The sequence below is a fragment of the Vibrio sp. 99K-1 genome (genome assembly GCF_013114585.1).
Classification (GTDB): Bacteria; Pseudomonadota; Gammaproteobacteria; order Enterobacterales; family Vibrionaceae; genus Vibrio; species Vibrio chagasii_B.
The window spans coordinates 1-21,297 of record NZ_VTXF01000049.1 but is presented as its reverse complement, the minus strand read 5'-3'; the positions used below and the strand labels follow the sequence as shown (position 1 = coordinate 21,297).

Annotated in this window: 21 protein-coding genes and 3 pseudogenes; 17 read left to right on the top strand and 7 right to left on the bottom strand. The window is 43.0% G+C overall.

The window, feature by feature from the left end:
* Nucleotides 1-92 precede the first annotated feature (92 nt).
* On the top strand, nucleotides 93-602 hold the full coding sequence (locus tag F0228_RS24900) for a hypothetical protein (protein ID WP_171750881.1): 510 nt from the start codon (nucleotides 93-95) through the stop codon (nucleotides 600-602).
* Between the two features lie 8 nt (nucleotides 603-610).
* Nucleotides 611-928 carry a hypothetical protein gene (locus tag F0228_RS24895; protein ID WP_171750882.1) on the top strand — a complete coding sequence of 106 codons (318 nt, stop codon included), beginning with the start codon at nucleotides 611-613 and terminating at the stop codon, nucleotides 926-928.
* A gap of 298 nt (nucleotides 929-1,226) precedes the next feature.
* Here the strand turns inward: F0228_RS24895 and F0228_RS24890 are convergent, their stop codons facing one another.
* Nucleotides 1,227-1,376, bottom strand: coding sequence for a hypothetical protein (locus tag F0228_RS24890; RefSeq protein ID WP_171750883.1), 150 nt, complete (start codon nucleotides 1,374-1,376; stop codon nucleotides 1,227-1,229).
* A 108-nt stretch (nucleotides 1,377-1,484) separates the two neighbouring features.
* Here F0228_RS24890 and F0228_RS24885 point away from each other — a divergent pair, with 108 nt between their 5' ends.
* The 7 genes and pseudogenes from F0228_RS24885 to F0228_RS25915 all read left to right on the top strand — a co-directional run bounded on the left by F0228_RS24885 (nucleotide 1,485) and on the right by F0228_RS25915 (nucleotide 7,625).
* Complete coding sequence (locus F0228_RS24885) at nucleotides 1,485-1,871, top strand: JAB domain-containing protein (protein ID WP_253820339.1); 387 nt, start codon at nucleotides 1,485-1,487, stop codon at nucleotides 1,869-1,871.
* A 542-nt stretch (nucleotides 1,872-2,413) separates the two neighbouring features.
* Complete coding sequence (gene ltrA / locus F0228_RS24880) at nucleotides 2,414-4,168, top strand: group II intron reverse transcriptase/maturase (RefSeq protein ID WP_171750884.1); 1,755 nt, start codon at nucleotides 2,414-2,416, stop codon at nucleotides 4,166-4,168.
* Nucleotides 4,169-4,204: 36 nt separating this feature from the next.
* Nucleotides 4,205-4,357 (top strand): annotated as a pseudogene (locus tag F0228_RS24875) (JAB domain-containing protein); the annotation flags it as partial.
* A 376-nt stretch (nucleotides 4,358-4,733) separates the two neighbouring features.
* Nucleotides 4,734-5,939 (top strand): DUF1611 domain-containing protein, encoded by a 1,206-nt coding sequence (locus F0228_RS24870; protein WP_171750885.1) that lies wholly within the window; start codon nucleotides 4,734-4,736, stop codon nucleotides 5,937-5,939.
* On the top strand, nucleotides 5,936-7,072 hold the full coding sequence (locus F0228_RS24865; protein WP_171750886.1) for an alanine/ornithine racemase family PLP-dependent enzyme: 1,137 nt from the start codon (nucleotides 5,936-5,938) through the stop codon (nucleotides 7,070-7,072). The genes F0228_RS24870 and F0228_RS24865 overlap by 4 nt, the downstream gene beginning before the upstream one ends.
* Nucleotides 7,029-7,394 (top strand): type II secretion system pilot lipoprotein GspS-beta, encoded by a 366-nt coding sequence (gene gspS2 / locus F0228_RS24860; RefSeq protein ID WP_171750887.1) that lies wholly within the window; start codon nucleotides 7,029-7,031, stop codon nucleotides 7,392-7,394. Before F0228_RS24865 ends, gspS2 begins: the two co-directional genes overlap by 44 nt.
* Nucleotides 7,395-7,625 (top strand): hypothetical protein, encoded by a 231-nt coding sequence (locus tag F0228_RS25915; protein ID WP_210442759.1) that lies wholly within the window; start codon nucleotides 7,395-7,397, stop codon nucleotides 7,623-7,625.
* Nucleotides 7,626-7,789: 164 nt separating this feature from the next.
* On the opposite strand, the pseudogene F0228_RS24855 reads toward F0228_RS25915, so the two are convergent.
* From F0228_RS24855 to F0228_RS24840, 4 genes and pseudogenes are all read right to left on the bottom strand, one after another.
* Nucleotides 7,790-8,386, bottom strand: a pseudogene (locus F0228_RS24855) (tyrosine-type recombinase/integrase).
* A gap of 134 nt (nucleotides 8,387-8,520) precedes the next feature.
* Complete coding sequence (locus tag F0228_RS24850; protein WP_171750888.1) at nucleotides 8,521-8,928, bottom strand: hypothetical protein; 408 nt, start codon at nucleotides 8,926-8,928, stop codon at nucleotides 8,521-8,523.
* Nucleotides 8,929-9,191: 263 nt separating this feature from the next.
* The gene (locus tag F0228_RS24845; protein ID WP_155407271.1) at nucleotides 9,192-9,356 is read right to left on the bottom strand and encodes a hypothetical protein; all 165 of its coding nucleotides are present in this window, start codon (nucleotides 9,354-9,356) and stop codon (nucleotides 9,192-9,194) included.
* A 56-nt stretch (nucleotides 9,357-9,412) separates the two neighbouring features.
* On the bottom strand, nucleotides 9,413-9,967 hold the full coding sequence (locus F0228_RS24840; RefSeq protein WP_048657861.1) for a hypothetical protein: 555 nt from the start codon (nucleotides 9,965-9,967) through the stop codon (nucleotides 9,413-9,415).
* Nucleotides 9,968-10,531: 564 nt separating this feature from the next.
* Between F0228_RS24840 and F0228_RS24835 the strand changes: the two genes are divergently transcribed.
* The 3 genes from F0228_RS24835 to F0228_RS24825 all read left to right on the top strand — a co-directional run bounded on the left by F0228_RS24835 (nucleotide 10,532) and on the right by F0228_RS24825 (nucleotide 13,165).
* Complete coding sequence (locus F0228_RS24835) at nucleotides 10,532-11,182, top strand: hypothetical protein (RefSeq protein WP_171750889.1); 651 nt, start codon at nucleotides 10,532-10,534, stop codon at nucleotides 11,180-11,182.
* Complete coding sequence (locus F0228_RS24830) at nucleotides 11,175-11,930, top strand: DUF3307 domain-containing protein (RefSeq protein WP_171750890.1); 756 nt, start codon at nucleotides 11,175-11,177, stop codon at nucleotides 11,928-11,930. Before F0228_RS24835 ends, F0228_RS24830 begins: the two co-directional genes overlap by 8 nt.
* A gap of 311 nt (nucleotides 11,931-12,241) precedes the next feature.
* Nucleotides 12,242-13,165, top strand: a complete 924-nt coding sequence (locus F0228_RS24825; protein ID WP_171750891.1) for an Rpn family recombination-promoting nuclease/putative transposase — start codon at nucleotides 12,242-12,244, stop codon at nucleotides 13,163-13,165.
* A 74-nt stretch (nucleotides 13,166-13,239) separates the two neighbouring features.
* Here the strand turns inward: F0228_RS24825 and F0228_RS25910 are convergent.
* Nucleotides 13,240-13,657, bottom strand: a pseudogene (locus tag F0228_RS25910) (IS5/IS1182 family transposase); the annotation flags it as partial.
* A gap of 469 nt (nucleotides 13,658-14,126) precedes the next feature.
* Here F0228_RS25910 and F0228_RS24820 point away from each other — a divergent pair.
* The 5 genes from F0228_RS24820 to F0228_RS24800 all read left to right on the top strand — a co-directional run bounded on the left by F0228_RS24820 (nucleotide 14,127) and on the right by F0228_RS24800 (nucleotide 16,770).
* Nucleotides 14,127-14,483 carry a hypothetical protein gene (locus tag F0228_RS24820; RefSeq protein ID WP_171750892.1) on the top strand — a complete coding sequence of 119 codons (357 nt, stop codon included), beginning with the start codon at nucleotides 14,127-14,129 and terminating at the stop codon, nucleotides 14,481-14,483.
* Nucleotides 14,484-14,521: 38 nt separating this feature from the next.
* Entirely contained in the window at nucleotides 14,522-14,908 is a 387-nt protein-coding gene (locus F0228_RS24815) for a hypothetical protein (protein WP_171750893.1), read from the top strand.
* Between the two features lie 78 nt (nucleotides 14,909-14,986).
* Nucleotides 14,987-15,322, top strand: coding sequence for a type I restriction endonuclease subunit M (locus F0228_RS24810; protein WP_171750894.1), 336 nt, complete (start codon nucleotides 14,987-14,989; stop codon nucleotides 15,320-15,322).
* Nucleotides 15,323-15,376: 54 nt separating this feature from the next.
* Nucleotides 15,377-15,820, top strand: a complete 444-nt coding sequence (locus F0228_RS24805) for a lytic transglycosylase domain-containing protein (protein ID WP_171750895.1) — start codon at nucleotides 15,377-15,379, stop codon at nucleotides 15,818-15,820.
* Between the two features lie 590 nt (nucleotides 15,821-16,410).
* Nucleotides 16,411-16,770: a hypothetical protein gene (locus F0228_RS24800; RefSeq protein WP_016790675.1), complete on the top strand. Its 360-nt coding sequence runs from the start codon at nucleotides 16,411-16,413 to the stop codon at nucleotides 16,768-16,770.
* An 18-nt stretch (nucleotides 16,771-16,788) separates the two neighbouring features.
* Here F0228_RS24800 and traI read toward each other — a convergent pair.
* Nucleotides 16,789-21,297, bottom strand: a 4,509-nt coding sequence (gene traI / locus F0228_RS24795; protein ID WP_171762993.1) for a conjugative transfer relaxase/helicase TraI, incomplete at its 5' end; no start/stop codon positions are given.

The window sequence follows — 21,297 nt, the reverse complement described above, 5'->3', positions numbered from 1 at the left end:
CCGCTGCGCGCCCTTGCAAAGCAGAACGATGTTGAGAGAGCGGACAGCCAAGCGGCTCCGAAAAGTGATACTCAAACAGAAAGGAAACTCTCATGGCGCAACAAAACTCAACCCCAACTCTCTCTAATTCAAATTCATCGACCAGCGTTTCGCCGCTGGAGCACGAAAGCTCACCAAAAAATGATATCTCTAGTCCTTTGGCGGTATTGAAGTTGCGCTATCAAGTCAAAAAGTGTCGTGATGAGGTGAAAAGAAAGTCTGATTTTGTTTCCAAAATCCAGCGTTTGAAAATGTTCAGTCGTCGTCAGTCGCCAGAGCAACTGGCTGATATCGCCGCGTTAAAAGACCAAGGGTTCGTTGACGCTATCAAGCAGCAGTTTCCGCAATTGGTGTCGCGTCGTTTTGCTTTCCATGAAATCCGTGACTTTTTCATCGAATTAAATGGCGCTGGCTTTGGTGAATGGTTTCTTCACGAGCGAGTGGATCACATCATTATGTACACCACTTACGGGTCTGTGTTTCCCGCGTTGCGCTTTGTGCCAATGGGGAAGGGGACGTTTAAGTGCTCAGGATTTTGTTTTGATGTGCGTTTTGGCGCTTAGGGGGTCACATGACCGTTCGTTCTACAGTATCCGCTGACATATCAATGCACGTGATTTGGGTGAATTCAACCGACTTTTGCTCCACCGTAAAGGCCGTCAAGGTTCATGAGATTTTGGTGAATGAGTTTGGGTATACCGACTCTTTAATACTAGAGGAAGGCAACCGAGGGAAGGGGGTGAGTATCAGTGTGTGTGATAACACTACCACCATTAAGCAGATGCGAGAAGACTACGCCTACGCGAAGAAAACGGAAAGGACGATAGAAACCACCTCCAAGCATCGTGCATCGGCAAAGGCTTTACTCTCTTCTCTGTATGACGACTGAAGTCTGCTTATTGTGTAACGTCACAAACACTCATAAGAGAAGGTCATTAGTGTGTCTGGATTTTGTTTCGATATTCTAGTCGTTCGTGGCATTTAAGCGGGACGATTTTTAGACGAGCAACGCCCTGTTCGGTCCTGTACTAAGTGGTCAACGTTATCGAGTGAGCACGTTTAGGCTCTTTTGTGACAAATATGAGCGCGTCGTCGGAGGAGGAGTCCTTGGTTGAGGGGGATGCGAACATTCGGTGTGCAATCATCCAGTCAAGTAAACCGAGAAAAACTATCGTCACGAGCAGGCATTAATATCGAGTGGCGCAAGTCGAGTAACCAGCAGGGCGCCCTTTTGGTGGGGAAGGGACCTTTCTAACTGGGCGACGTGCTTTGAGTTGAGGTACTGGCTTAGGCTGTCCTTTTGGCTTGTTGTCGCGACTTCCTTTAAACCGTCCCATTTGAGAACCATCGCGTCAGGGAGGCTTCGCCGCTGCGCGCCCTTGCGCTACAGAACCTGCAACTGGGTACGGACAGTCAGACGCTCACCAAGACCGAAAGGAAATACCATGTCAGCACGTGTTCAATACTCAAATGTTTCGTTATTCACATCAAAAGAAAAGGGCATCCTTGACCAGGCCGCAAGCATTCTCAAATCCAAACTGTTTATTTCAGAACAAACGCCATTAACCTCGCCTGAATTGGTGAAATCGTTCTGCCAAACGTCCTTGGCCGCTTGTGAGTCTGAAGTGTTTGGGATTATCTTCCTCGATAATCAACATCGAGTGTTGCGCACCAAAGAGATGTTCTACGGTACCGTTAATGCCGCTTCGGTCTATCCGCGTGAAGTCGTGAAAGCGTCGCTGGCCACGAACGCGAGTGCCGTTATTCTCTATCATAATCACCCGAGTGGTGCGCCAAGAAGCGCATATGTAAAACGCAATGTAATTGCTTGATTTCAAGGAGTAATCAATGATTAGAAACGCATGCAACTTCCATTAGGCTGGCTGTTGTATGAAGCCGTTTTGACAATGTGGCTGACATTTCCCCTACGAAATGGAGAGCTGCTAATCAGAGTCTTGCTAAGACTACGAAAGAAACTGATGTTTGACGCCTCGAAGGTTGGACTGTCTGTTATGAAGGTAGGGACAAGACAGAGTCACTGGATCTCCACCTATGACGGGGGGAGAAATCTCGCTTGGATAGAGACTGAACGCTCCTACAGAGATACGAGTTCAAGTCTCCCAGTGACGAGCACGGCGACGAGCCGTGCAAGGGGTACAGTCAGAGTCTAAGGCAAGATGGTGACGTTACATATGTGAACTTGGGAACTTTCTATTGTTATCTTGGCAACAAGATCTGGGAGCCTGAACCTACATGCAATTAGAAAGGGCGGAGCCTTCGTAGTAGTCCGAGGTTAGGAAAGCTAATCACATGGCGAAGGGAGGCAGTTTGACAAAACGTTTGTAAAAGTGAATTAAGCAGGAGAACAACGGTAATGTTGCTTTCAACGATCGCCCAAAAACAACAAACACTTGCAAAGAAAGCAACTGAGAATCCAGAGTATAAATTTAATCGTTTATACGATCTTCTTCATTGGGAGACATGGATACATCAGGCTGCTATTAATGTGTTATCTAGGCCAGGAAGTAGGACAGATGGCGTAGATGGTAAAACTCGCGACTACTTTAAACAAACCTATGAAAGACAACTGTCTTTGATCATAGAACAGTTAAAGTCAGGGAATTACCGTCCACTACCTGTAAAGAGGGTCTATATACCAAAGCCGAATGGAACCAAACGTCCTCTCGGTATTCCGGCTTTACGAGATCGTATTGTTCAGGAAGGTATAAGAATGGCACTCGATCCTATATACGAAACGGATTTTCATCCCTATTCCTTTGGGTTTAGGAAAAGTCGATGCACTATGGATGCGATTGCAGTGTTGATGCCCTTAGCTAACTCCATATCAAAACATTTCTATGTTATTGAGGGGGACTTAAAAAGCTACTTCGACACTGTTAATCATCGAATATTACTCAAATTGTTAAAAAAGCGGATAGCAGATAGGAAACTCATCTCTCTGCTCCATCGCTTTCTTCGTGCCGGTGTCATGGAAAAGCAGCTATTTGCTCAAACTCGTGAAGGGGTACCGCAAGGGGGGATCATTTCCCCACTGCTAGCAAATCTATACTTGAACGAATTTGATCAATGGGCAGCGAAGAAATGGCAGCTATCTCAATCAGAAAGACAAAATACGAGGAAAGCGGGTCGCGGTGATTATACCATGGTTCGCTATGCCGATGATTTTGTTGTCGTATCAAATGATGGGATAGCTGGAGTAAGGCAAGCTAAAGCTGAAATTAAGGAATTTCTGGAGGAAGAGCTAAAACTTACTCTTTCTGAGGAGAAAACTTTAATTACACACGTTAACAAAGGATACGACTTCTTGGGGTTCTATATTAAACGGAACTACTCGGAAGGACGATGGGTGGTACACTTGCGCCCCTCAATGAAAAGTGTGAAGCGTGTGAAAGCTAAGCTTAAAAGTCTTACTACACGAAACCAAACTTTATATGATGAAGTTACGAAGATGAAACAAATAAATCAAGTAGTTAGAGGGTGGTGTGAATATTATAAACATACATCTTTACTCAGTGATTTAGAAGCGATCAGTCGCTATGCGTGGCACAGATACCACAAGTGGTTACTGGCAAAATACAAAGGAAGTAGAAAGGTGCAACTCATCAAGGACAAAACATGCACAATCATGAAACGTCAACGATGGGTAGCGAATACATTCGGTATTCAAGTACATCAATGGCTGCCATCAGCAAAAGAGCTCAATCGTTCTCGTTATTGGAATCGTGGCAGAAATGGATTTGAACATCCCTATCTAGTCCCGTCCAGTAACGAAATCCAACCACCACTAGGACTCAAAGGTCCAGAGCCTTCGATATATCTAACAGCACGGATGAGCCGTGAAGATAATAGAGAGTATCCAAAGGACTGGCACTATAGACGACTAAAGGTACTAAAGCGAGATAGCTTTGCATGTGTGATATGCAAAGAACAAAATGACATCCAAGTTCATCACCGTAGAGGCGTTAAATCGTGGGCGGTAAAAGACTTGGTAACATTATGTCGAAAGCATCACATGATGGAACACAAGAAACTGCGAGTTGATGATTGTCAAATGGAGAGCCGGATGCGGGGAAACTCGCACGTCCGGTTCGGAGAGAGGAGTGAGTAAAACCGCCAGCTGTGAAGCTGGTATGGCGAACTTGCTCCTACTCTACGCGACGCCACCCCAAGTCAAGCTGACCGACGCATTACCCGTCAACTGAAGGATGCGTTGGCATTGGTTGATATCCGAGTACTGGACCACTTTGTGGTTTCATTTGAGTGTGTGGTGTCTTTTGCTGAGCGAGGCTGGATTTAAAAAAGCGGCTTATGGCCGCTGATTGAAATAGGGTAGGAGACTACCCTTTAACACATTTGTGGACAAGAAACGCGTTAGAGTTTAAGGTCTAACACGCTCGATATAGATTAGAAGAAGTATCTTGAAACCTTAAAGCTGAGAGGTTGATACGGCGATGTTGAACAATGAGTCTTAGACCTCTAATCAGTCACGTTAGCATGGGTGAAGCCTGAAAGTAATAGACTTAGAGGACGTATGAATAATAATCAACAAAAGTCTGATGAGTGTGTTACCTTGGTTGTTCTCCCTACCGCTTAGTAGGGGCTTCTTTTCTTTTCCGAACTCGCATCTCGGCACTCCTTAGTTGCCCTCCTAAGCCTCATAGCAGGCTTTAATTATGTCTATTTCAACCCAAAAGTTAAGAAATATCTTCAAACTCACTAGAATTGAAAATTTCAAAACCAACTACGATGTAACCCATATCGCTCCTTGGCTACCACTTGCTCAGAAAGTGAAACCTGTCATCCCTTCGGCAATTATATATTGCGAAGGTAATTTCGGTGAAATTGATGGTAAAACCGCTAATGGGCTAGTGAGGCATTCATTAAGCTATCGTATTCTATCGGTTATTGATAGTGTGTCTGCCGGCTTAGATGCTGGAGAAGTACTTGATAACAAAGCCAATGGAATACCGATCCTTGCCAATGCTGAAGAAGCTATCATTCACGCGGAAAGTATTCCCGATTACTTCATTTTTGGCATTGCGCCATCAAGTGGTTTTTTATCTGACTTAGATAAAAGCATCATTTTAAATGCCATGTCACTAGGAATGAACATCGTAAATGGCTTACATGAATTCCTAACCGATGATCCTCTATTTTTAGAAGCTAGCTTAAAGAATAACGTTCGAATATTCGATACTCGCAAACCCAAAAATAAAGGCGATCTGAAAACGTTTAGCGGGAAAATACACAACGTTAAATGTCCGAGAATTGCTGTCATGGGGACGGATTGCGCGCTAGGAAAACGAACAACAGCGACAATATTGGCGAATGAACTGATTAAAAAAGGCCTTAACGTCGTTCTGATTGCCACTGGTCAAACAGGCATTATGCAAGGCGCACAATACTGCGTTGCACTCGATGCTGTTCCTTCACAATTTTGTGCCGGTGAGTTGGAATCTGTCATTGTACAGGCCTATGAAAAAGAAAATCCGGATCTGATAATTATTGAAGGGCAAGGAGCTTTAAGTCACCCTGCGTTTTCAACCAGCGCTTTTATCTTACGTGGCAGTTGTCCAACGGGTGTGATATTGCAACATGCTCCTAAACGTTTATATCGTAGTGATTTTCCTGATTGCCCAATGCCTTCGATTGCCTCAGAAATCAATCTTATCGAAACGTTTTCTAATACCGGTGTTATTGGACTAACACTGAATCATGAAGATATGTCTTTAGATGAAACCTGTCGTGCGATAGACAGTTACACTACCGAATTTGGTCTACCGGTTACTGATGTCTTGTCACAGCCTGTTGAGCATCTACTGCACATCGTATCGTCAGCCTTCCCTATAATAGCAAGTAAACTGGCCGAAAAAGGGTGAACTACCCTAGATTAGACATTGATTGTGGGAAGATTCACCATAACGCTCAGTTCCTGATTACTCAGCTCTCACTGAAAAACATATCCGTCACGCCTGTAACAAAAGCCTTCCTCGGCCACCCTATCATCGCACAAGTTCTTATTGATGCTGGCGCAAAAATGTTAGCCGATTCAAGAATCGAAAATCTTCAAAAGATGACTGAATCTGGCATTGCTATCCCTAAAATGCTGATACGTACACCCATGCTCAGTCAAGTGGCGAGCGTAATAAAATACAGTGATATGAGTTTAAACTCTGAAGTTGAAGTGATTCAGGGGCTTTCACATGCAGCGGAACAACAAAATTGCTGTCACGATATTATTATTATGGTTGAGCTTGGCGATCTAAGAGAAGGTGTGATGTCTAATCATGTGATTGATTTTATCCGTGAGATTGTTTCTTTACCGAACATCACGATAAAAGGAATTGGTACGAATTTAGCCTGTCGGTATGGTGTCGCTCCAGATGAGCAAAATATGAATGTTCTTTCTGATCTTGCCGATGGAATTGAAGCTACATTTGGGATCAGTCTAGAAATTATTTCAGGGGGTAATTCTGCTTCAGTTAACTGGGCTCTTCAGAGAACAGGCTTAACTCGAGTAAATAACCTTCGTATAGGAGAAGCCATTTTTTTAGGCTGTGAGCCTTTAGAGCACGAAAATATCAAAGGCTTACATACGGATGCGGTTTCTTTGACCGCTGAAGTGATTGAATCCAGGACTAAACCGACTTTGCCTTGGGGGAGTCGGGGGTTAAATGCTTTTGGTGAAAAAGAAAGCCTTCAAGATAGAGGGGAGGTCTCACAAGCTATTGTAGCATTAGGCCGCCAAGATGTTTGTGTCAGCGGGCTTAAGGCTCCGAATGGGATTAAGATCATGTCTTCAACCAGTGATCATCTTGTCCTTGAATCCTCACGAAAACCACTATTTGTAGGGGAAAAAGTCACATTCGGTTTAGATTACAGTGCGCTCTTATCTTCTATGTCTTCACGTTATATCAATAAATATTTTAAGGCACCTAAAGGGAGAAGAAAGCAAGAAGGAACGCATAATGCTACGAACAGCAGTAATTATTTCCGTCAGTGTCATGCTTAACGGTTGTCAGATAAGCCCAATGAAATCTAGTGGGCTTGCCGATTATAGAGCGACGGTTATCTCAAGCCAACTGCCACAAGAGTTAGGCTTAATCACACTCGTAAATGCACAGTCAGAAGGCAATAGTGTCACTCTTGTTTTCGTAAAAAAGAAAACGTTGAATATGGACAGCTTAGTAGAAAAAGTCGCCGTTAGTTTTTGTGACAACATCGAAATAAGGCCACTATTAGAGAGTGGGATCTCTTATCGAATCATTACCTTAGGAAAAAATGAGAAAGTAGAAAGCCTTAACGTCATTTCTATAGCTAACTGCTCTAATTGAATGCTTAGCAGTCGAATGGATAAAAGCCAATACGAGTTGTTCAATGTACTCAATGACATTATTTTATTGAAGTTTGACCGTCTTACGCCTTGGGAAAAAAACTTTATCACGGACCTACACCATAAAGCTTTAACTAAGCAGGTCATTTCAACTAAACAAGAACAACTTGTGTTGAAAATTTCAATGAAAGCTTACAAGTCAAAGAAAAAAAACGCACATTCCAAGATTTAATTTAAGACTGTGTATACCTAATCTGTTCAAGGTCCTCTAAACCTTGGACAGATTAGTAGTATTTGCACTTAAAGTATTGAAAATAATCAAGTGTAGAGGTGAATGGGTAACAACTTTCAGCGTAATGGCAATTGAAACACCTAAGTATTTAGGTTCCTTTTCGATTAACACTCAGTACCTTCTGAAAGCAACAATGCATCTTCTAATTCAACCCCAAGATAGCGGATTGTATTATCTACCTTGGTATGACCAAGTAGTAGCTGCACCGCTTGGATATTTTTCGTTTTTGCGTAGACTAACGTCGCTTTTGTTCGCCTCATCGAGTGAGTGCCATACAAGTTAGGATCCAACCCCAGATTAGAAGCCCATCTCCTCACTAAGTATCGATAGTACGAATAGCTAATCGGTTGTTGCTTTCGCCTTTGGCTTGGGAAAATAAAATTGCTGTCATGTAGCGAAGCCATCAAAATCCATTTCATTAGACTCTGCTGAGTTCTTGTCGTTATCTCAAATTGAACTTCAATATCTGTTTTGCGCTGGATATGCTTAACGCGGTTAAATATCCTATCTTGCGAAGATACATCGCAAACTCTGAGAACGAGCAAATCACTTGCTCTAAGTTTGCTATCAATAGCTAAGTTGAGCAACGCAAGCTGCATCAAATTATTTTCAATTTCTAATCTGGTTCTGATCCGTCAAATTTCCTCAAGCCGAAAAGGCTTTTTGACGCCACTTCGTTTCGTTTTGTTGAAAACTACCATGATGACCTCCTTTTTAATTTGGTCATCACGCTTGTAGTTGGAAGGAAATGGACAAAAGCACGTTAGAACAAAGACTCTAACGTAATGTACTAAGATTAGAAAAAGTATCTTGACGCCATAGTCTCTTGTTATAACTATTCTTGACGACTGTACACTTCATCAAACTCATTCTGGTTTAACGATAGCACTGAGATAGATTTGAGTAAGCCTTTTACACTGAGAATTATTAATACACTTGGTAGAACTGCATATGAGACTGAAAAGTGACAGATCATGGTCAATACTCCAACTGTCATTGAAGTAACACCAAGTAACGGTAACATTAGAAACAAACTAGATTTAACCAGTTTTGCTGTTACTCTAGGTATTCTTTGACCACATATACATACTAAAGTAGCAATCATATTCGCCACTAACGAGATGGCAAACATAAAGCCTGATACATCAAGAAAACTCGAAAAATTTTCTGGTTTCCCAACACTAAAAAGAGCCAAGAAAAAGGCAAAACTAGCAGCAAAACACCCAGAATGAATCCAAGTCATATAGCTCAAAAATCGTTTTGAATAGAAGAACTTCCTATAAAACTTTAAATGATAATCCACATTCTGCATATTGAACCTTACTGAATTGTAGCCGCGTTAAGTGGTGAGCAACGCTACCACCTAACCTAAAATATTGTGCCGTAAACACTAAAGCTGAATCAAACCGAAAATGCCAAGCGTTGGGAATCCGTCTTAAACGCTTGTATGCCATTTTCAGGCATAAAAAAAGCACCGCTATTGCGATGCTTAATATCTGAATTTATCTATGCTTTGGCAGGTCCGGCGAGACGTCCATAAGCAGATTTAGGAGCCTTTACCTTCAAAGCTTTACCAAACGATGATTTACTTTTAGAAGCGTGAGCTTGCATACGCTTGATAGCTTTATCTACGTTCACATCATTTGTTTTGTTTGCTGCTACAGTCAACATAATAGCCCCCTTAGTTTCCTTAACTATAACCGATCATCACTAAGTTGGAAAGCGGCTTAATCTTCATCTACTACAACACGTTTAAACAATGCATTATTCCTAGGGTCAAATGGATCACTTTCATCGAAACCCAACTCACGATAGTAGTTTAATAAGTCATCGTCATCAATTGGATCTTGGATACCAATCCAATCAGCCTCAATAGCAACAGCAAACAGCTCGGCACAGCGTGAAGCAATAGGAACGATATACCCTTTCAAAGGGTTTTCAACTTCACCACCCTGAATATAATTGATCTTAACAACCAATTTCCCTTCGCTGGCTTTTCCGATCATGAGACCGCAGAGCTCTTCACCGTGCCAAACAGCAAGCTCCACCCTAGCCATATGATCTCTACGATATTGGTCTCGTACCTGTCGCCAATCCCATCCTATCTGACGATTTACCGGTATATCCCATTCGTCTTGAGAACGGATAGCATCTTCCGTGATTTCAGTTAAATCAATATGACCAATAAAATCAGCCTCGAATTGCTCAAACTCATTTTGAGCTTGAGCCAACACAGCACGTCTAAGTTGTTGATATTTATTAGCAATGGCTTGGTTATTCATGCATTTATGTCTATCAATCATTAATTGAGATAGATAATATCACGTTTTTTGAGGCACTGGCATATAACGCTTATTAGACGAAAAATTGTTGTGTTTTATCCTTTGGTTATGCATTCATCTTTATATTAACTCAACTGACAATCAATACGTTGTGCCACATAAAGGGAAGTTAGATTACAAGATGTCGCCTAATAACAGGAATGATGAGTTATCAGCTCAATCGAATAAGTTTTAGTAGGATAAACGCACGCCCTCTTAATTGTGTAGAGTATTTGATCTAAGTGTTTTTGGGGCAAAAGTGAGTCAGTGACTTTACTAAATTAGTATTTGATGAATTACTTCAAATATGGAAAAGTCGCTTAACTCAGTATCCATTATTGATGGTGCAGATCATATTGGATCACTACCACAGTAGTCGAACGGCACTCGTAAAAGTGATGACAATCTTCATGAATCGTTTAGCCCTAAACGGCTAATTCTCACCTATTAGCCATAAATGGCTAAATTTGTATTATTAGCCATAAACGGCTAAAATGGCATCTACATAAAAGAAGGAGTTTTAATGTGGAGCTTACCTCTAAACCTATCGCAGTGATCAGCGGCGATATTGTCAACTCAACCAAGCTAACATCTGAACAGTTTGAACAACTTCTTAAACGAATCAAAGACATACAGAGACTAATCACCGAAGGAAATTCATCAAATGCGCACAGTATTGAGCGTGGCGATGAATTTCAGACCGTGGTGCATGATATTGAAAGCGCTCTGAGATACACCATCATTTATCGTATTGGCATTAAAGCGCTTGGCAAAGGGTTTGATAGTCGCATTAGCCTTGCTATTGCCTCTAATGCCGATTTGCGTGAGTCTGTTTCTGAATCGATGGGTGAAGCATTTGTTCTTTCTGGGCGTGGACTAAAAGCCTTAAAAAGCGACAGGTTGTTATTTAACTCTGACCGTTTCGAACTCACAGAACACTTTGACTTACTCTTTAAGTACCTCGATAGACAACTAACGGAATTAACCTCGCGCCAATGTGAAGTTATGCTTCCGATGCTTCGAACCAATGAAGGTTTGTCTATTAGTGAGTTAGCAGAAAAGCTCGATGTTGCTACTGCCACTGCCAGTAAGTCTCTTAAAGCTTCAGGTTGGCCGCTAATCAGTGAGCTAAATTGGCGATTCATAAACCAAGTGACGGGACTCAAGTATGTTTAATTTTTTTGATGTTCTAATACCGTTCTTGATGATTCACATCATCTGTGATTTTTACCTCCAGCCAAACCAATGGGTAGAAGCAAAGAAAAAATACACTTACCGTTCAACTGAACTGTACTTTCACTCACTATTACACGGCGTCGCGTTGTTAGTTCCTGCTATTGCGTTAGGTATTGACTGGCGCTCAACTACTTGTTTGGTAGTTATCATAGCGGTAAGTCATTTTATTATCGATTTGTGGAAAGTAAAAGCACGAAATGGTGGTAAGTTTTCCTATTTTATTATTGACCAGACTTTGCATGTCTCAGTGCTAATAGCCATTGCCTTTCACATTGCAGATGGTGTAACGATCGATGCCGTACTACAAGATGAGAAGTTCTCAGATGGTGTTATGGTGGTCTTTGCTTACTTACTAATTCTCAAGCCAACTTCGATTGTGATTGGCAGCGTCTTAAGGAAGTTTCCAATATCAGATAAAGATACTACTAGTATTAGTGGTCTTATCGCAGGTGGTGAGTTGATCGGTTATTTAGAGCGAGTGTTAATACTGACCTTTACGCTTGTGGGGAGCTATGCAGCGGTGGGTTTCGTATTGGCGGCTAAGTCAATATTTAGGTTTGGTGAGTTGAATAGATCAGATGACCGAAGCATGACTGAGTATGTGCTGATTGGTTCCTTGATATCGGTGGTGATCACAACACTGGTAGGTACCTTAATATCACTTGGTTTAGATGTGAAAATTAAATGACCAAAAAGGTATTCGGCAGTTTATTACTAGATAAGCTCGAATTTTACGGGATAACGATCAATTACAGGGAAGAAAGTTACCCTTCTAATGTAGTGGATTAGCAGATTTGGTTACATAGTTAGAGCTCTAGACATAAGAACAAGTAGGTCAAAATTGGCGGCTGCATTCTGTGATAGCTAGCTGCCGAAACGCATAATGGGGCAAAGATTACTTAGAGTAAATGAACTAAATTGATGTGTAGAAAGAAACCAACGTGGTGCAGAATTTTTATCCTAGTACTGATTTGACTTATTTAGTGTTAAGGTAACGGTATGAAAAAGACCACGCCAACGCCACATGATGCGCTCTTTAAGCAGTTTCTCACTCATCCTGAAACCGCTAAGGACTTATTGGATATTCACCTACCTGCTGAGCTGCGTGAAATCTGTGATTTGACGACCTTAAAGCTCGAATCAGGCAGCTTTATTGAAGAAAGTTTACGGCCTTATTATTCGGATGTTCTTTATTCTCTCACAACGTCTCAGGGGGAAGGGTACGTCTACGCGTTAATCGAGCACCAGAGTCGACCAGATAAACACATGGCGTTCAGACTGATGCGTTACGCTATCGCTGCCATGCAACAGCATATTGAAGCGGGTCATGAGCACTTACCCTTGGTGATACCTTTGCAGTTTTACCATGGCCAAGTCTCGCCTTATCCCTATAAAATGAATTGGTTAAAAGGGTTCGCTAACCCTGACAAGGCTAAAGCACTTTATACTCAAGATTTTCCATTGGTCGATGTCACGGTCATCTCCGATGATGAGATAATGCAGCATCGCCGCATCGCGTTACTTGAGCTTGTACAAAAGCACGCAAGGCATCGTGATATCATGGATTTCTTTGAGCCTCTGGTCACATTGCTCTTAACCGATTACACTACAGATAAGCAAGTACAGTCATTGATGAGCTACCTACTCCAAGTGGGTGAAACGAATAACCTAGAAGCGTTAATTACGTCACTGGTCTCATCAGTACCGAAACACGAGGAAACACTTATGACTATTGCAGAAAAATTGCGCCAACAAGGCGAGCAACGTGGCCGCCAAGAAGGTATACAATTAGGTGAGGAAAAAGGTCGCCAAGAAGCACTCAAGGAGATGGCGCGTAAGATGCTGCTTAATGGTCTAGATCAACAAACCATTATGGATGTCACGGGATTGAATACAGACGAACTAGCACAACTTTCTCATTAGCCGCTCAAGCATAAAGGGTTGTGTTGATAAAATCTGCCTGGAGACAAAGCTACATCGTTTATGGCTAACCGTGGGCTTCTAACTGGCATACCTAGAGCTATAATTTTGTTCATAGTTTTGACATTTACTATCATTTCACCTATTTGAGCGTTGTAATATCTCAAACTCGCTTTAGCGCTTTTCCGCTTTATTTATTGAGTAACTCTCTTCCCAACGCCTTGCATTCTTTCGAGGTGCTCTCAATGAGGTAAAACCTTTCTTTTTCAGAACCTCATGGCGCAACAAAACTGACTTCCACACTCATGGTTTCGAGTATATCGACATGAACAGCTAAGTGTAGCTTTTGCTATGTTCTGCGTTTCTTTGCATCAATCTTTTTCACTTTTCACTCTCCCTGACCAAAAAGGTGGGGGCTAATTGAGTTAATGGCTAGACGGCGAATCGCCCTTTAGATTTATTGCTATATTTGACTTGAACCGCCTTCGAACGCTTACCTTTGAAAATTGAGTACGGACGGTTCTTTTTCTAACGCCAATCAACCTATAAAGTACGCATTAAACTTAAATATTGGGCGTTCTCCCTTCGGTCGGCTCATTCTGTCGCTTCACTCCTCTCGCGATAACTTATGGCACTGTTATCGAGCAAGCTCGATGTGACATTAAGTTACGGCGAACAATCACCCAACGCCTCCGCTACTGCGTAGCTGCGCATCGTCGTGCCTCCTTATTGCCTTTCACTGGCTTCAATTAAGGTCGAGTAAGGGCTTGTTTTCTTATGTGCCGATTTTCCTTTCGACTCGCATCACTGGATGGCGCTCGCAGACTGTTCACCATCCTCAATCAGAACCTTCTCTGCAAGGGTTAATAAACGCTGCGCGCCCCTGCAGAGAAGAACCCTGTTTGAGATCTGGACAGCCAAGCGGCTCCATAAAAGTGATACTCAAACAGAAAGGAAACTTGTCATGGCACAACAAAACTCAACCCCAACTCTCTCTACATTGACGCTCAGCGACCAGCGTTTCGGCGCTGGGCTCGAAAGCTCACCAAAAAATGATATCTCTTTACTGCCTATTCCTCAGCGTACAGAGGGAGAAGATCACGGCTTTTCTCTTACGCCGTGTAGCGACATTACCTTAGCTGAACTCAAAATCGCGGGATTTACTTTGCGTGATTCTAAGTTCTACCCATCCACTCAGGCTGAGGTTGAGAAAAGTATCTTGCACCACTTTAAAATAGGGGACTTAACTGACAATTTTATTGTGAAGGATGTATCAACCCCTTCGAGATCCCTCTTTTCGTTTCACCGTTGCCCGTTTTAATTACTGGGATGTTTTTGTATTAACGTCAGGAGTAAGTCATGAAATATCTCTCTCACTATATTCAAGCCAAACAAACGCAAGCATTTAATGAGGCGGGGGCGTTCTTTGCTTTTTCTAATAAGCAGTTCGATGAAGTAAAAAAAGAGGGCGTGAAATATGCGTCGTTAGGTATGGGTTTAATTTGCCCTGTTGATAATGCGAAGCAATTAATGACCCGTTTAGATTCTATTGCTCAAGAAGGGATCGCCGAAGACATCGAAGAGAATGGTAAAAAAGCGATCATTCGCCGTGAGCTATTCAATCACGAGTGTTTCTATACCAATGACATTTGTGATTGTGTCGAAAAGCTCGAAGGGTATGGCATTTCTTACGATGAAGTGTATGAGGTATTTAATCACATTCGTAAAACGGAAGACGTTTATTAAACGCTAAAAGTAAAGCGCCTTGATATTTGCTGTATCAAATATCAAGGCAAATTCAATTTAAATACAGGGGTAAATAAAATGAACATTAAAAATGTTACATCAGGTAACGAAGAAACAAAAGAAAAAAATTATGTTTGTACGGCTGTGCCGTTTGATCTTGGTAAAGTTGTTTGTACACAAGGCATTGCTGAACTGCTAAATAACAATATTGGTGTGAATTTACCGATTTACTTACATCGTCACCAAAATGGTGATTGGGGAAATGTCTGTGTTGAAGATAAACTTACCAATGACGAAGCCACCAAGATAGGCGAGCGGGTTTTATCCAGTTACACCATTTGTAATGAACAAGTCTGGATAATTACCGAGCGTGATCGTAGTTGCACTACGATTTTACTCACTAATGAATATTGATGACGTCAATTCACGCGATATAATGGAGTTCCTTTGGACTCCATTTTTTAGCTTATGAAAAAACTAATCTTATTATTGTCGGTATTTCCAAGTGTCGGGTATTCGTTTTGTTTTGATGAAGCAGGACAATATTATAATGTTGATCCAGATCTGCTGCGATCGATAGCTCAAGTTGAAAGCAGTCTTGATCCTAATGCTTATAACGAAAACAAAAATAAAAAAGGTCAAGTAACCAGTCGTGATTTTGGACTCATGCAAATTAACTCTAGTTGGTTTCCTCGACTGGCTGAATTTAATGTCAATGAAACCAATGTCTACGAACCTTGTTTTAATGTTTCATTAGGTGCGTGGGTATTAAACTCTAACTTTGCCAGCCATGGTTATAACTGGAATAGCGTAGGCGCTTATAATGCAGGATTTCTTAAACGTACCGAAAGCGCCAGAAAAATATACATCAAAAAAGTTCAAAAAGTCTATTATCAGTCGCCATTAAAATAACCTTTCTCGCACCATAACGGTGCAGCGCTAGTTGTGTCACGATCTTCTTTTTCCGTTTTACATTCCTTCCCTAATGGTCTCAATCACCCTAGATTCAATCGCCAACGGTTCGGCTTTTGAGCTCGACGTCCCTAAAACACACCCCAAGAAAACAAACTAGATGCAGACTCATTGGAGGTCATTGTTACCACTTGGGAATCATCCACACACCACGCTAAATCGTAAACGATTTAAATGGTTGTCTGAGATGAATGTAAAAGACATAAAAACAATGACTTATGTTTATTGGTGGAGGTGAAATAGAGCGTGAAAAAATTTTCAAAATCTCAACTAATTAGCCGCTGAAATCCCAGTGTGAAAATATGTAATCACATTGAATTATCATTGACGCCTTTCTGTATAAGGGATTGCGGTTGTTTCAATCTAAATCCAATGGGATTTAATTGAATTATTATTTATCCCTTTATAGGTAAGGCTTTGGCGGTTTTTTTAAAACTAAGTACAATGGGTTTACATTGAGAGTTTATTGGATTTCATTGGGGTTTAAAAGTGGACTTCATTGACATTCATTGAGGAGAAAAGGCTAAATTATGTCGCGTTCTTACCCTTTACAAAGCTCCCTTCGAGGGAAGCTAGAGCAAGATTTTAAGAAGTTCAGAGATAGAGAAAAGTTAAGTGATGCTGAGGCAACTCGTCAGCTTTTCACCTTGGCGTTGCGTATCAAACTGAATGACAGTGACGATGAACGGCCGTCGAACCGTGAGTTGATGGAAGAAACGTATCGTAGAGTTAGGCAAGTACAAGGCGTGCTAAATTTAAATTTGGCGCATAGCTTTGATGGGGAGGGGTATTATAAGAATAAAGCGGATTCGATTGAGCAAAGAAAATCCAATACCGCTTTGGTTGATAAAAGCGTCGATGAATATCTTGAAGGCGAAAAAAAAGGGTAGCCATTGGCTACCCTTTTATTATCGCTCTAACTCTCTGTCGATTTCTCTGTCTTCCCAGTGGCTCTCTTTCTCTGATTGATTAAATTCCATCTCTTTTTGAGGGGAATATTCTTTTGGCTCAAAGTGATCGAGTGATTGGCTGTCGGTTTCTTTTTTCTCATTATAGTTGAGGGTGTCTAATTCGCTCTCTTGATGAGAAATGTGTGGCTCACTTAATTCAATGTTATGTGCGCTGTTATCTTGCTCTAGTTTATCAAGGCATGATTTGATGTCCTCTTTAAGGTTATCGTCTGACATGAATTGAATGTCTCGACCATTAAAGTTCTCGACGATTTTCTCAATGTTGTTCGGGTTTAAATCGTGGTTGCCGTGATTTAATACAATAATGATGTTCTGTCTCAGTTCATCGGTAGAGATGTTTTGAATGTCGTTCTTATGATTGACGTTGATAATGTCAATCTGCCCTTGAGTTTGGTCTCGAATTAAAAACGAGTTTTCTATCGATGTGCTGATGATGGTGGTGTTTAAATCCTCCCCCTGATGGAATTGTGTTAATTGTTTGGATTTTGTTCCTAGGGTTCTTGGATTAATATCTAGGGAGGTGTCTTTATTTCCTTGAGTGTCTAAATAGGTCACTTCTATGGCTTTGGTTTCACCTTGTTTATTGTGGATGTTGGTTAGCATCGCAGGGTGAAGGGAGCTATCTTCGGATGAATAGACCGCTGGGTGGAATTTTACATGGTTGTTTTCAATGTTATTGACACCGAGCTTGTTTAAGTACGTTTGGGCCAGTGTGTTATCCATCGGTAAGCTTTGATTGATATAATCCTTAGCCCTTTCTTCAAACTGCGCAATATGCCTTGGGGTGGTGCTCAGTAATTTTTCGTGTTTACTGTTTTCCTCCAATTGATATTTGTCCGGCTCATTGAGCATCTTGTGCGCTTCATTCATCGCGGCTTTATAATTCATTTCCTTATGACTCATGATTAGGTTAATCAATGCGCCTTTTTCGCCCGTGGTGTAGTCTTTAAAATACCCTCGATGCTCTCCTGTTAGGGTCACTTTAATGGCTGATTTACCAATGCCAAAGGTTAAGTAATCCCGGTCTGATTTTGATTGATTCGGCTGGCCTAATAACTGAACGGCGAGGCTTTCTGTGTATTTTGGTAGTTGCGTATTGATGTGCTCCCTAAATTTGTTGTAGTCAAAGTCACCGCTTTTATTTTGGAACCGGACGTCCTCATGAGGGAGGGCATTACGGTTAAAGTAAGTGGTGTCTTTGGGTGGGATTTGGTTGAGGGTTTCTATCGCACTGGCTTTATGGCTATCTTTAGAAAGCCAGCTTTTGACCAGTTGTTTTGTGTTGTCGGTATAGAGCCGAATGTGCTGACTGGCACGAGTCACATCGATACTGGCGCGTCTTAAGTTGGTCAGTGCGCCTTTGCTTTGTATCGCGCTAATGACGTGTTGATAGGTGGACCCTTGCGCCATGTCTGCGGTTCGACTGTACGCGTAGTCCCAGTGCCCGTCTTTAAGCGCATTAGGGTGAAGGTTGAGTGTTTGTCCTGTCTTAGATTGAGCGACAATACTGTCTGTAGTCGCTTGCGTGATGCGGTACTCCACGTTGGCTTTAATGCCGCGCTCTTTATCGGTAAAACGGGTGATGATTTTATCGCCCGTTGAGAGGGGTTTTTCTGACACGCTAAACAGTGTCGTGAAGGTATGGTCTCGATTGCGGGGTAAGAACGGCCTTGTCTTACCTGTACTCGCGTCTTGAAGTGTTACTACGCCATGCTCTGAATCTACGTGAGTGATTGTCGCGTACTCACCGGGTCTGGTGCTCAGTATTAAGCCTTTTTGATACGGCATCATGGTGGTGAGCTCTTCACCCGTCGCACCGATTGAGCGTAGCCGGGTTGCGATGACGTTCTCTTTGCCTAACTCACTCTTTTTCATCAATCCGACTCGGATGTATTCGGTAGTTTGGTCTCGCTCCTTGTTGGTGTAAAGAATGAGAAGTGTGTTTTCTCGCGTCTCTGGTGTGCGCTCTAGATAGTCCTTGGCGATCATATAGGGCAGTTTTTCTGTGGCTTCTAACTGCGCTTTGTGTCGGTCTTTACGGTGTTCATTCAGCGTGGAAATGACATGCTGGCGGTTGCCTTGAGTATCAGGGGCTTGCTGCTGGAGCTTATCCAGGGCGCTCTGTGGCTGCTTATCAATGATGTTTTGCGCCGCATTAAGTAAGGTGTCGTTTTGCTGACGGATGATGTCGGTCATGTAAGCGGTATCGATGCGGCCTTGGCTTATGGCTAGCTCAAAGGGTTTACCGGCACTGAGTGATAAAAGCTGCTCTTTATCGCCCAATTTGACTGTTTTGGACTGACTGTCATTGACGAGCTTTGTGAACTCATCGGCTTGCTTGTTGCTGACCATGGAGCTTTCATCGAGAAAGAACAAGGTGTGTTGATAGTCACTGGCTTCTCGATTGCCTTGCCGGATGTCAGAAAGCAAACTGTCTAGCGTTTGCGCTTTCACGCCTTTGCTTTCTAGCTCTGCAACCGCGGCGTGAGTGGGCGCAAGACCGATGACGCTTTGCTCTGGTTGCTGGCTGGCTTCTTTCACTAACTGGATAAGTTCAGTATTGGATTCAAGCATGGTGGACTTACCTGTGCCGGCTAACCCTTGGATGGCCACAAAGCTGTCCTTGGTGGTTGATATGAGGGTGATGGCGTCCTTTTGCCCTTGGGTTAGGCGAGGCTTGGTATTGAGAAAGTCTTGCACCTGTTTAGGTGTGGCAAAAGGCTGATGTTGGTCTTTACCATCATCGATGTTTTGCAAGATGCGCTTTTCAGTCTCCAGCGCGGCGTGCGTCGTCCAGCGTGTGCCGTCACTGTACTCTGCAGAGAGGGTGTCGCTGCGTTTAGTCAGTTCTGTTTCAACCTGCTCTTTGGTAATAGAGCCACCGGCTTCTTCAAAGGCGTAACGCACCACTTCCACCACTAACGCTTTTTGGCTAAACGCCGCTTCTCGCTCTGAGAGGTGGTTCAGGGCAAAACTGACCGCTTTTTCGATGAGTGGGGCGTTTTGCGCTTTGGCTAGTGCTGACAGTGCCTGACTGACATCGTGCTTTAGCCAATCTTGGGTGGCGTCATTTAGGTAGCGGTCGTTGACGTTTTGCGTCTGTAATACGCGCTCAATGGCTGACGGGGAGACTTGCTCTTTCTCAAGTACGCTTTGGGCTTTGTCCGGTTTGTCGGTGAAGATATCAAGGCGCTCTGTTTTTTCGGTCAGGTCGTTTATCAGGGGCTTAGATAAAGTAAATGCTTTACCTGACAGCAAGGTATGGGCTTTTTGCTCAATATGGTGGGCGCCGTGAACATAGTCGTATTGCAGCGGCGCGTCTTTTAAGCTCTCTAAGTTTACGCGCTGCGTTTGACCTTGGCTCTCAAGCGTGAGGCTCTCTTGGTCAGTGTGCGTGACAAGGTAACTTTTATTGGCGTCCAAACCGGCAGGGAAGTGTTTGCCTAACGTACGAAGACGTTCGCCTTGGGCGATGTTGAGGCTTTGCGGTTTGCTGATTTGCATCTTCATGCGCTTAAAGGTGTGACTGGACGGGTCAAAGGTGTGTGACTGTCCATCGTGTTTACTGAGTGCGGTCATGGTGTTGGTCTCTTTATCGATGCTGGCAATGACAAAGCTTTGAGGTTTGTTTTTCTCCCAATGGGTGAGTGTCATGCCTGGTTTGTAGTGTTGAACGAGGGGTTGTTGCGCTTTGGAGAGGTGGTGAGGGGTTTGAGTGAATAGGGTGGTTTCGTGTCTGGCGAGGGCGCCGGTATTTTTCAGTTGGCCCCGTATCGCTTCGGTTAACCGCCGCTGCTCGACGCTGGAGGTGGCAATCACTTGCGTGTTGGCTTTATCGGGGAGGTTGGCGTACACCCGCGCTATCCTATCGGTGTCATTGTCATGCAGTTTCACGTTGGTATGGCTGGCTCGCTTGCCGACCCAAGAATGACTCTCCACATTGCCTTTTTGATACAGCGAGATAGCGTTATTGGCTTTAAATCCCTGACGGCTTGATACGCGGTTAAGCATCACCACTTTACTGCTCGATTGTTTGGCTTTATCGGTGAGGGCTAACAGCTCATTGGCGCTCATCTTATTGGCGTCATCGATGAGCAAGACGTCTTTATTGGTCAGCGGCGTATCGCTTTGCAATAAGCTGTGGGTGGTGTGGCGCTGCTCTGGTGAAAAGAGCTGACCGACCCAGGCGCTGAGTGTTTGACTCTTGCGCTGTACGCTCTCCATGCCTTCAGCCTTGGCTTTCACGCTTTGGGATACTAATTGGACACGCTTACCACTGTGGTTCCCCACGTTAAGTAGCTGCTGCGCAATGCTTTGTGATGAGCCATGCACATTCACCACGTGGAACTGTTTGGTGGAGTGGTACAGGTCAGTCAAGATACGCTGCTGGTTTTCAGGGATAGCAAGCTTGTTGAGCGTGCTGGATTCAACGTGGGTGCGCATGTG

Excerpts from the sequence above, each read along its gene's own strand:
- F0228_RS24825 (WP_171750891.1), top strand. The coding sequence starts at position 12,242 with ATGAAAAAGACCACGCCAACGCCACATGATGCGCTCTTTAAGCAGTTT.
- ltrA (WP_171750884.1), top strand. The coding sequence starts at position 2,414 with ATGTTGCTTTCAACGATCGCCCAAAAACAACAAACACTTGCAAAGAAA.
- F0228_RS24895 (WP_171750882.1), top strand. The coding sequence starts at position 611 with ATGACCGTTCGTTCTACAGTATCCGCTGACATATCAATGCACGTGATT.
- F0228_RS24840 (WP_048657861.1), bottom strand. The coding sequence starts at position 9,967 with ATGAATAACCAAGCCATTGCTAATAAATATCAACAACTTAGACGTGCT.
- F0228_RS24850 (WP_171750888.1), bottom strand. The coding sequence starts at position 8,928 with ATGACTTGGATTCATTCTGGGTGTTTTGCTGCTAGTTTTGCCTTTTTC.
- F0228_RS24830 (WP_171750890.1), top strand. The coding sequence starts at position 11,175 with ATGTTTAATTTTTTTGATGTTCTAATACCGTTCTTGATGATTCACATC.
- F0228_RS25915 (WP_210442759.1), top strand. The coding sequence starts at position 7,395 with ATGCTTAGCAGTCGAATGGATAAAAGCCAATACGAGTTGTTCAATGTA.
- F0228_RS24900 (WP_171750881.1), top strand. The coding sequence starts at position 93 with ATGGCGCAACAAAACTCAACCCCAACTCTCTCTAATTCAAATTCATCG.
- F0228_RS24885 (WP_253820339.1), top strand. The coding sequence starts at position 1,485 with ATGTCAGCACGTGTTCAATACTCAAATGTTTCGTTATTCACATCAAAA.
- gspS2 (WP_171750887.1), top strand. The coding sequence starts at position 7,029 with ATGCTACGAACAGCAGTAATTATTTCCGTCAGTGTCATGCTTAACGGT.
- F0228_RS24870 (WP_171750885.1), top strand. The coding sequence starts at position 4,734 with ATGTCTATTTCAACCCAAAAGTTAAGAAATATCTTCAAACTCACTAGA.
- F0228_RS24810 (WP_171750894.1), top strand. The coding sequence starts at position 14,987 with ATGAACATTAAAAATGTTACATCAGGTAACGAAGAAACAAAAGAAAAA.
- F0228_RS24805 (WP_171750895.1), top strand. The coding sequence starts at position 15,377 with ATGAAAAAACTAATCTTATTATTGTCGGTATTTCCAAGTGTCGGGTAT.
- F0228_RS24820 (WP_171750892.1), top strand. The coding sequence starts at position 14,127 with ATGGCACAACAAAACTCAACCCCAACTCTCTCTACATTGACGCTCAGC.
- F0228_RS24800 (WP_016790675.1), top strand. The coding sequence starts at position 16,411 with ATGTCGCGTTCTTACCCTTTACAAAGCTCCCTTCGAGGGAAGCTAGAG.
- F0228_RS24815 (WP_171750893.1), top strand. The coding sequence starts at position 14,522 with ATGAAATATCTCTCTCACTATATTCAAGCCAAACAAACGCAAGCATTT.
- F0228_RS24845 (WP_155407271.1), bottom strand. The coding sequence starts at position 9,356 with ATGTTGACTGTAGCAGCAAACAAAACAAATGATGTGAACGTAGATAAA.
- F0228_RS24890 (WP_171750883.1), bottom strand. The coding sequence starts at position 1,376 with ATGGGACGGTTTAAAGGAAGTCGCGACAACAAGCCAAAAGGACAGCCT.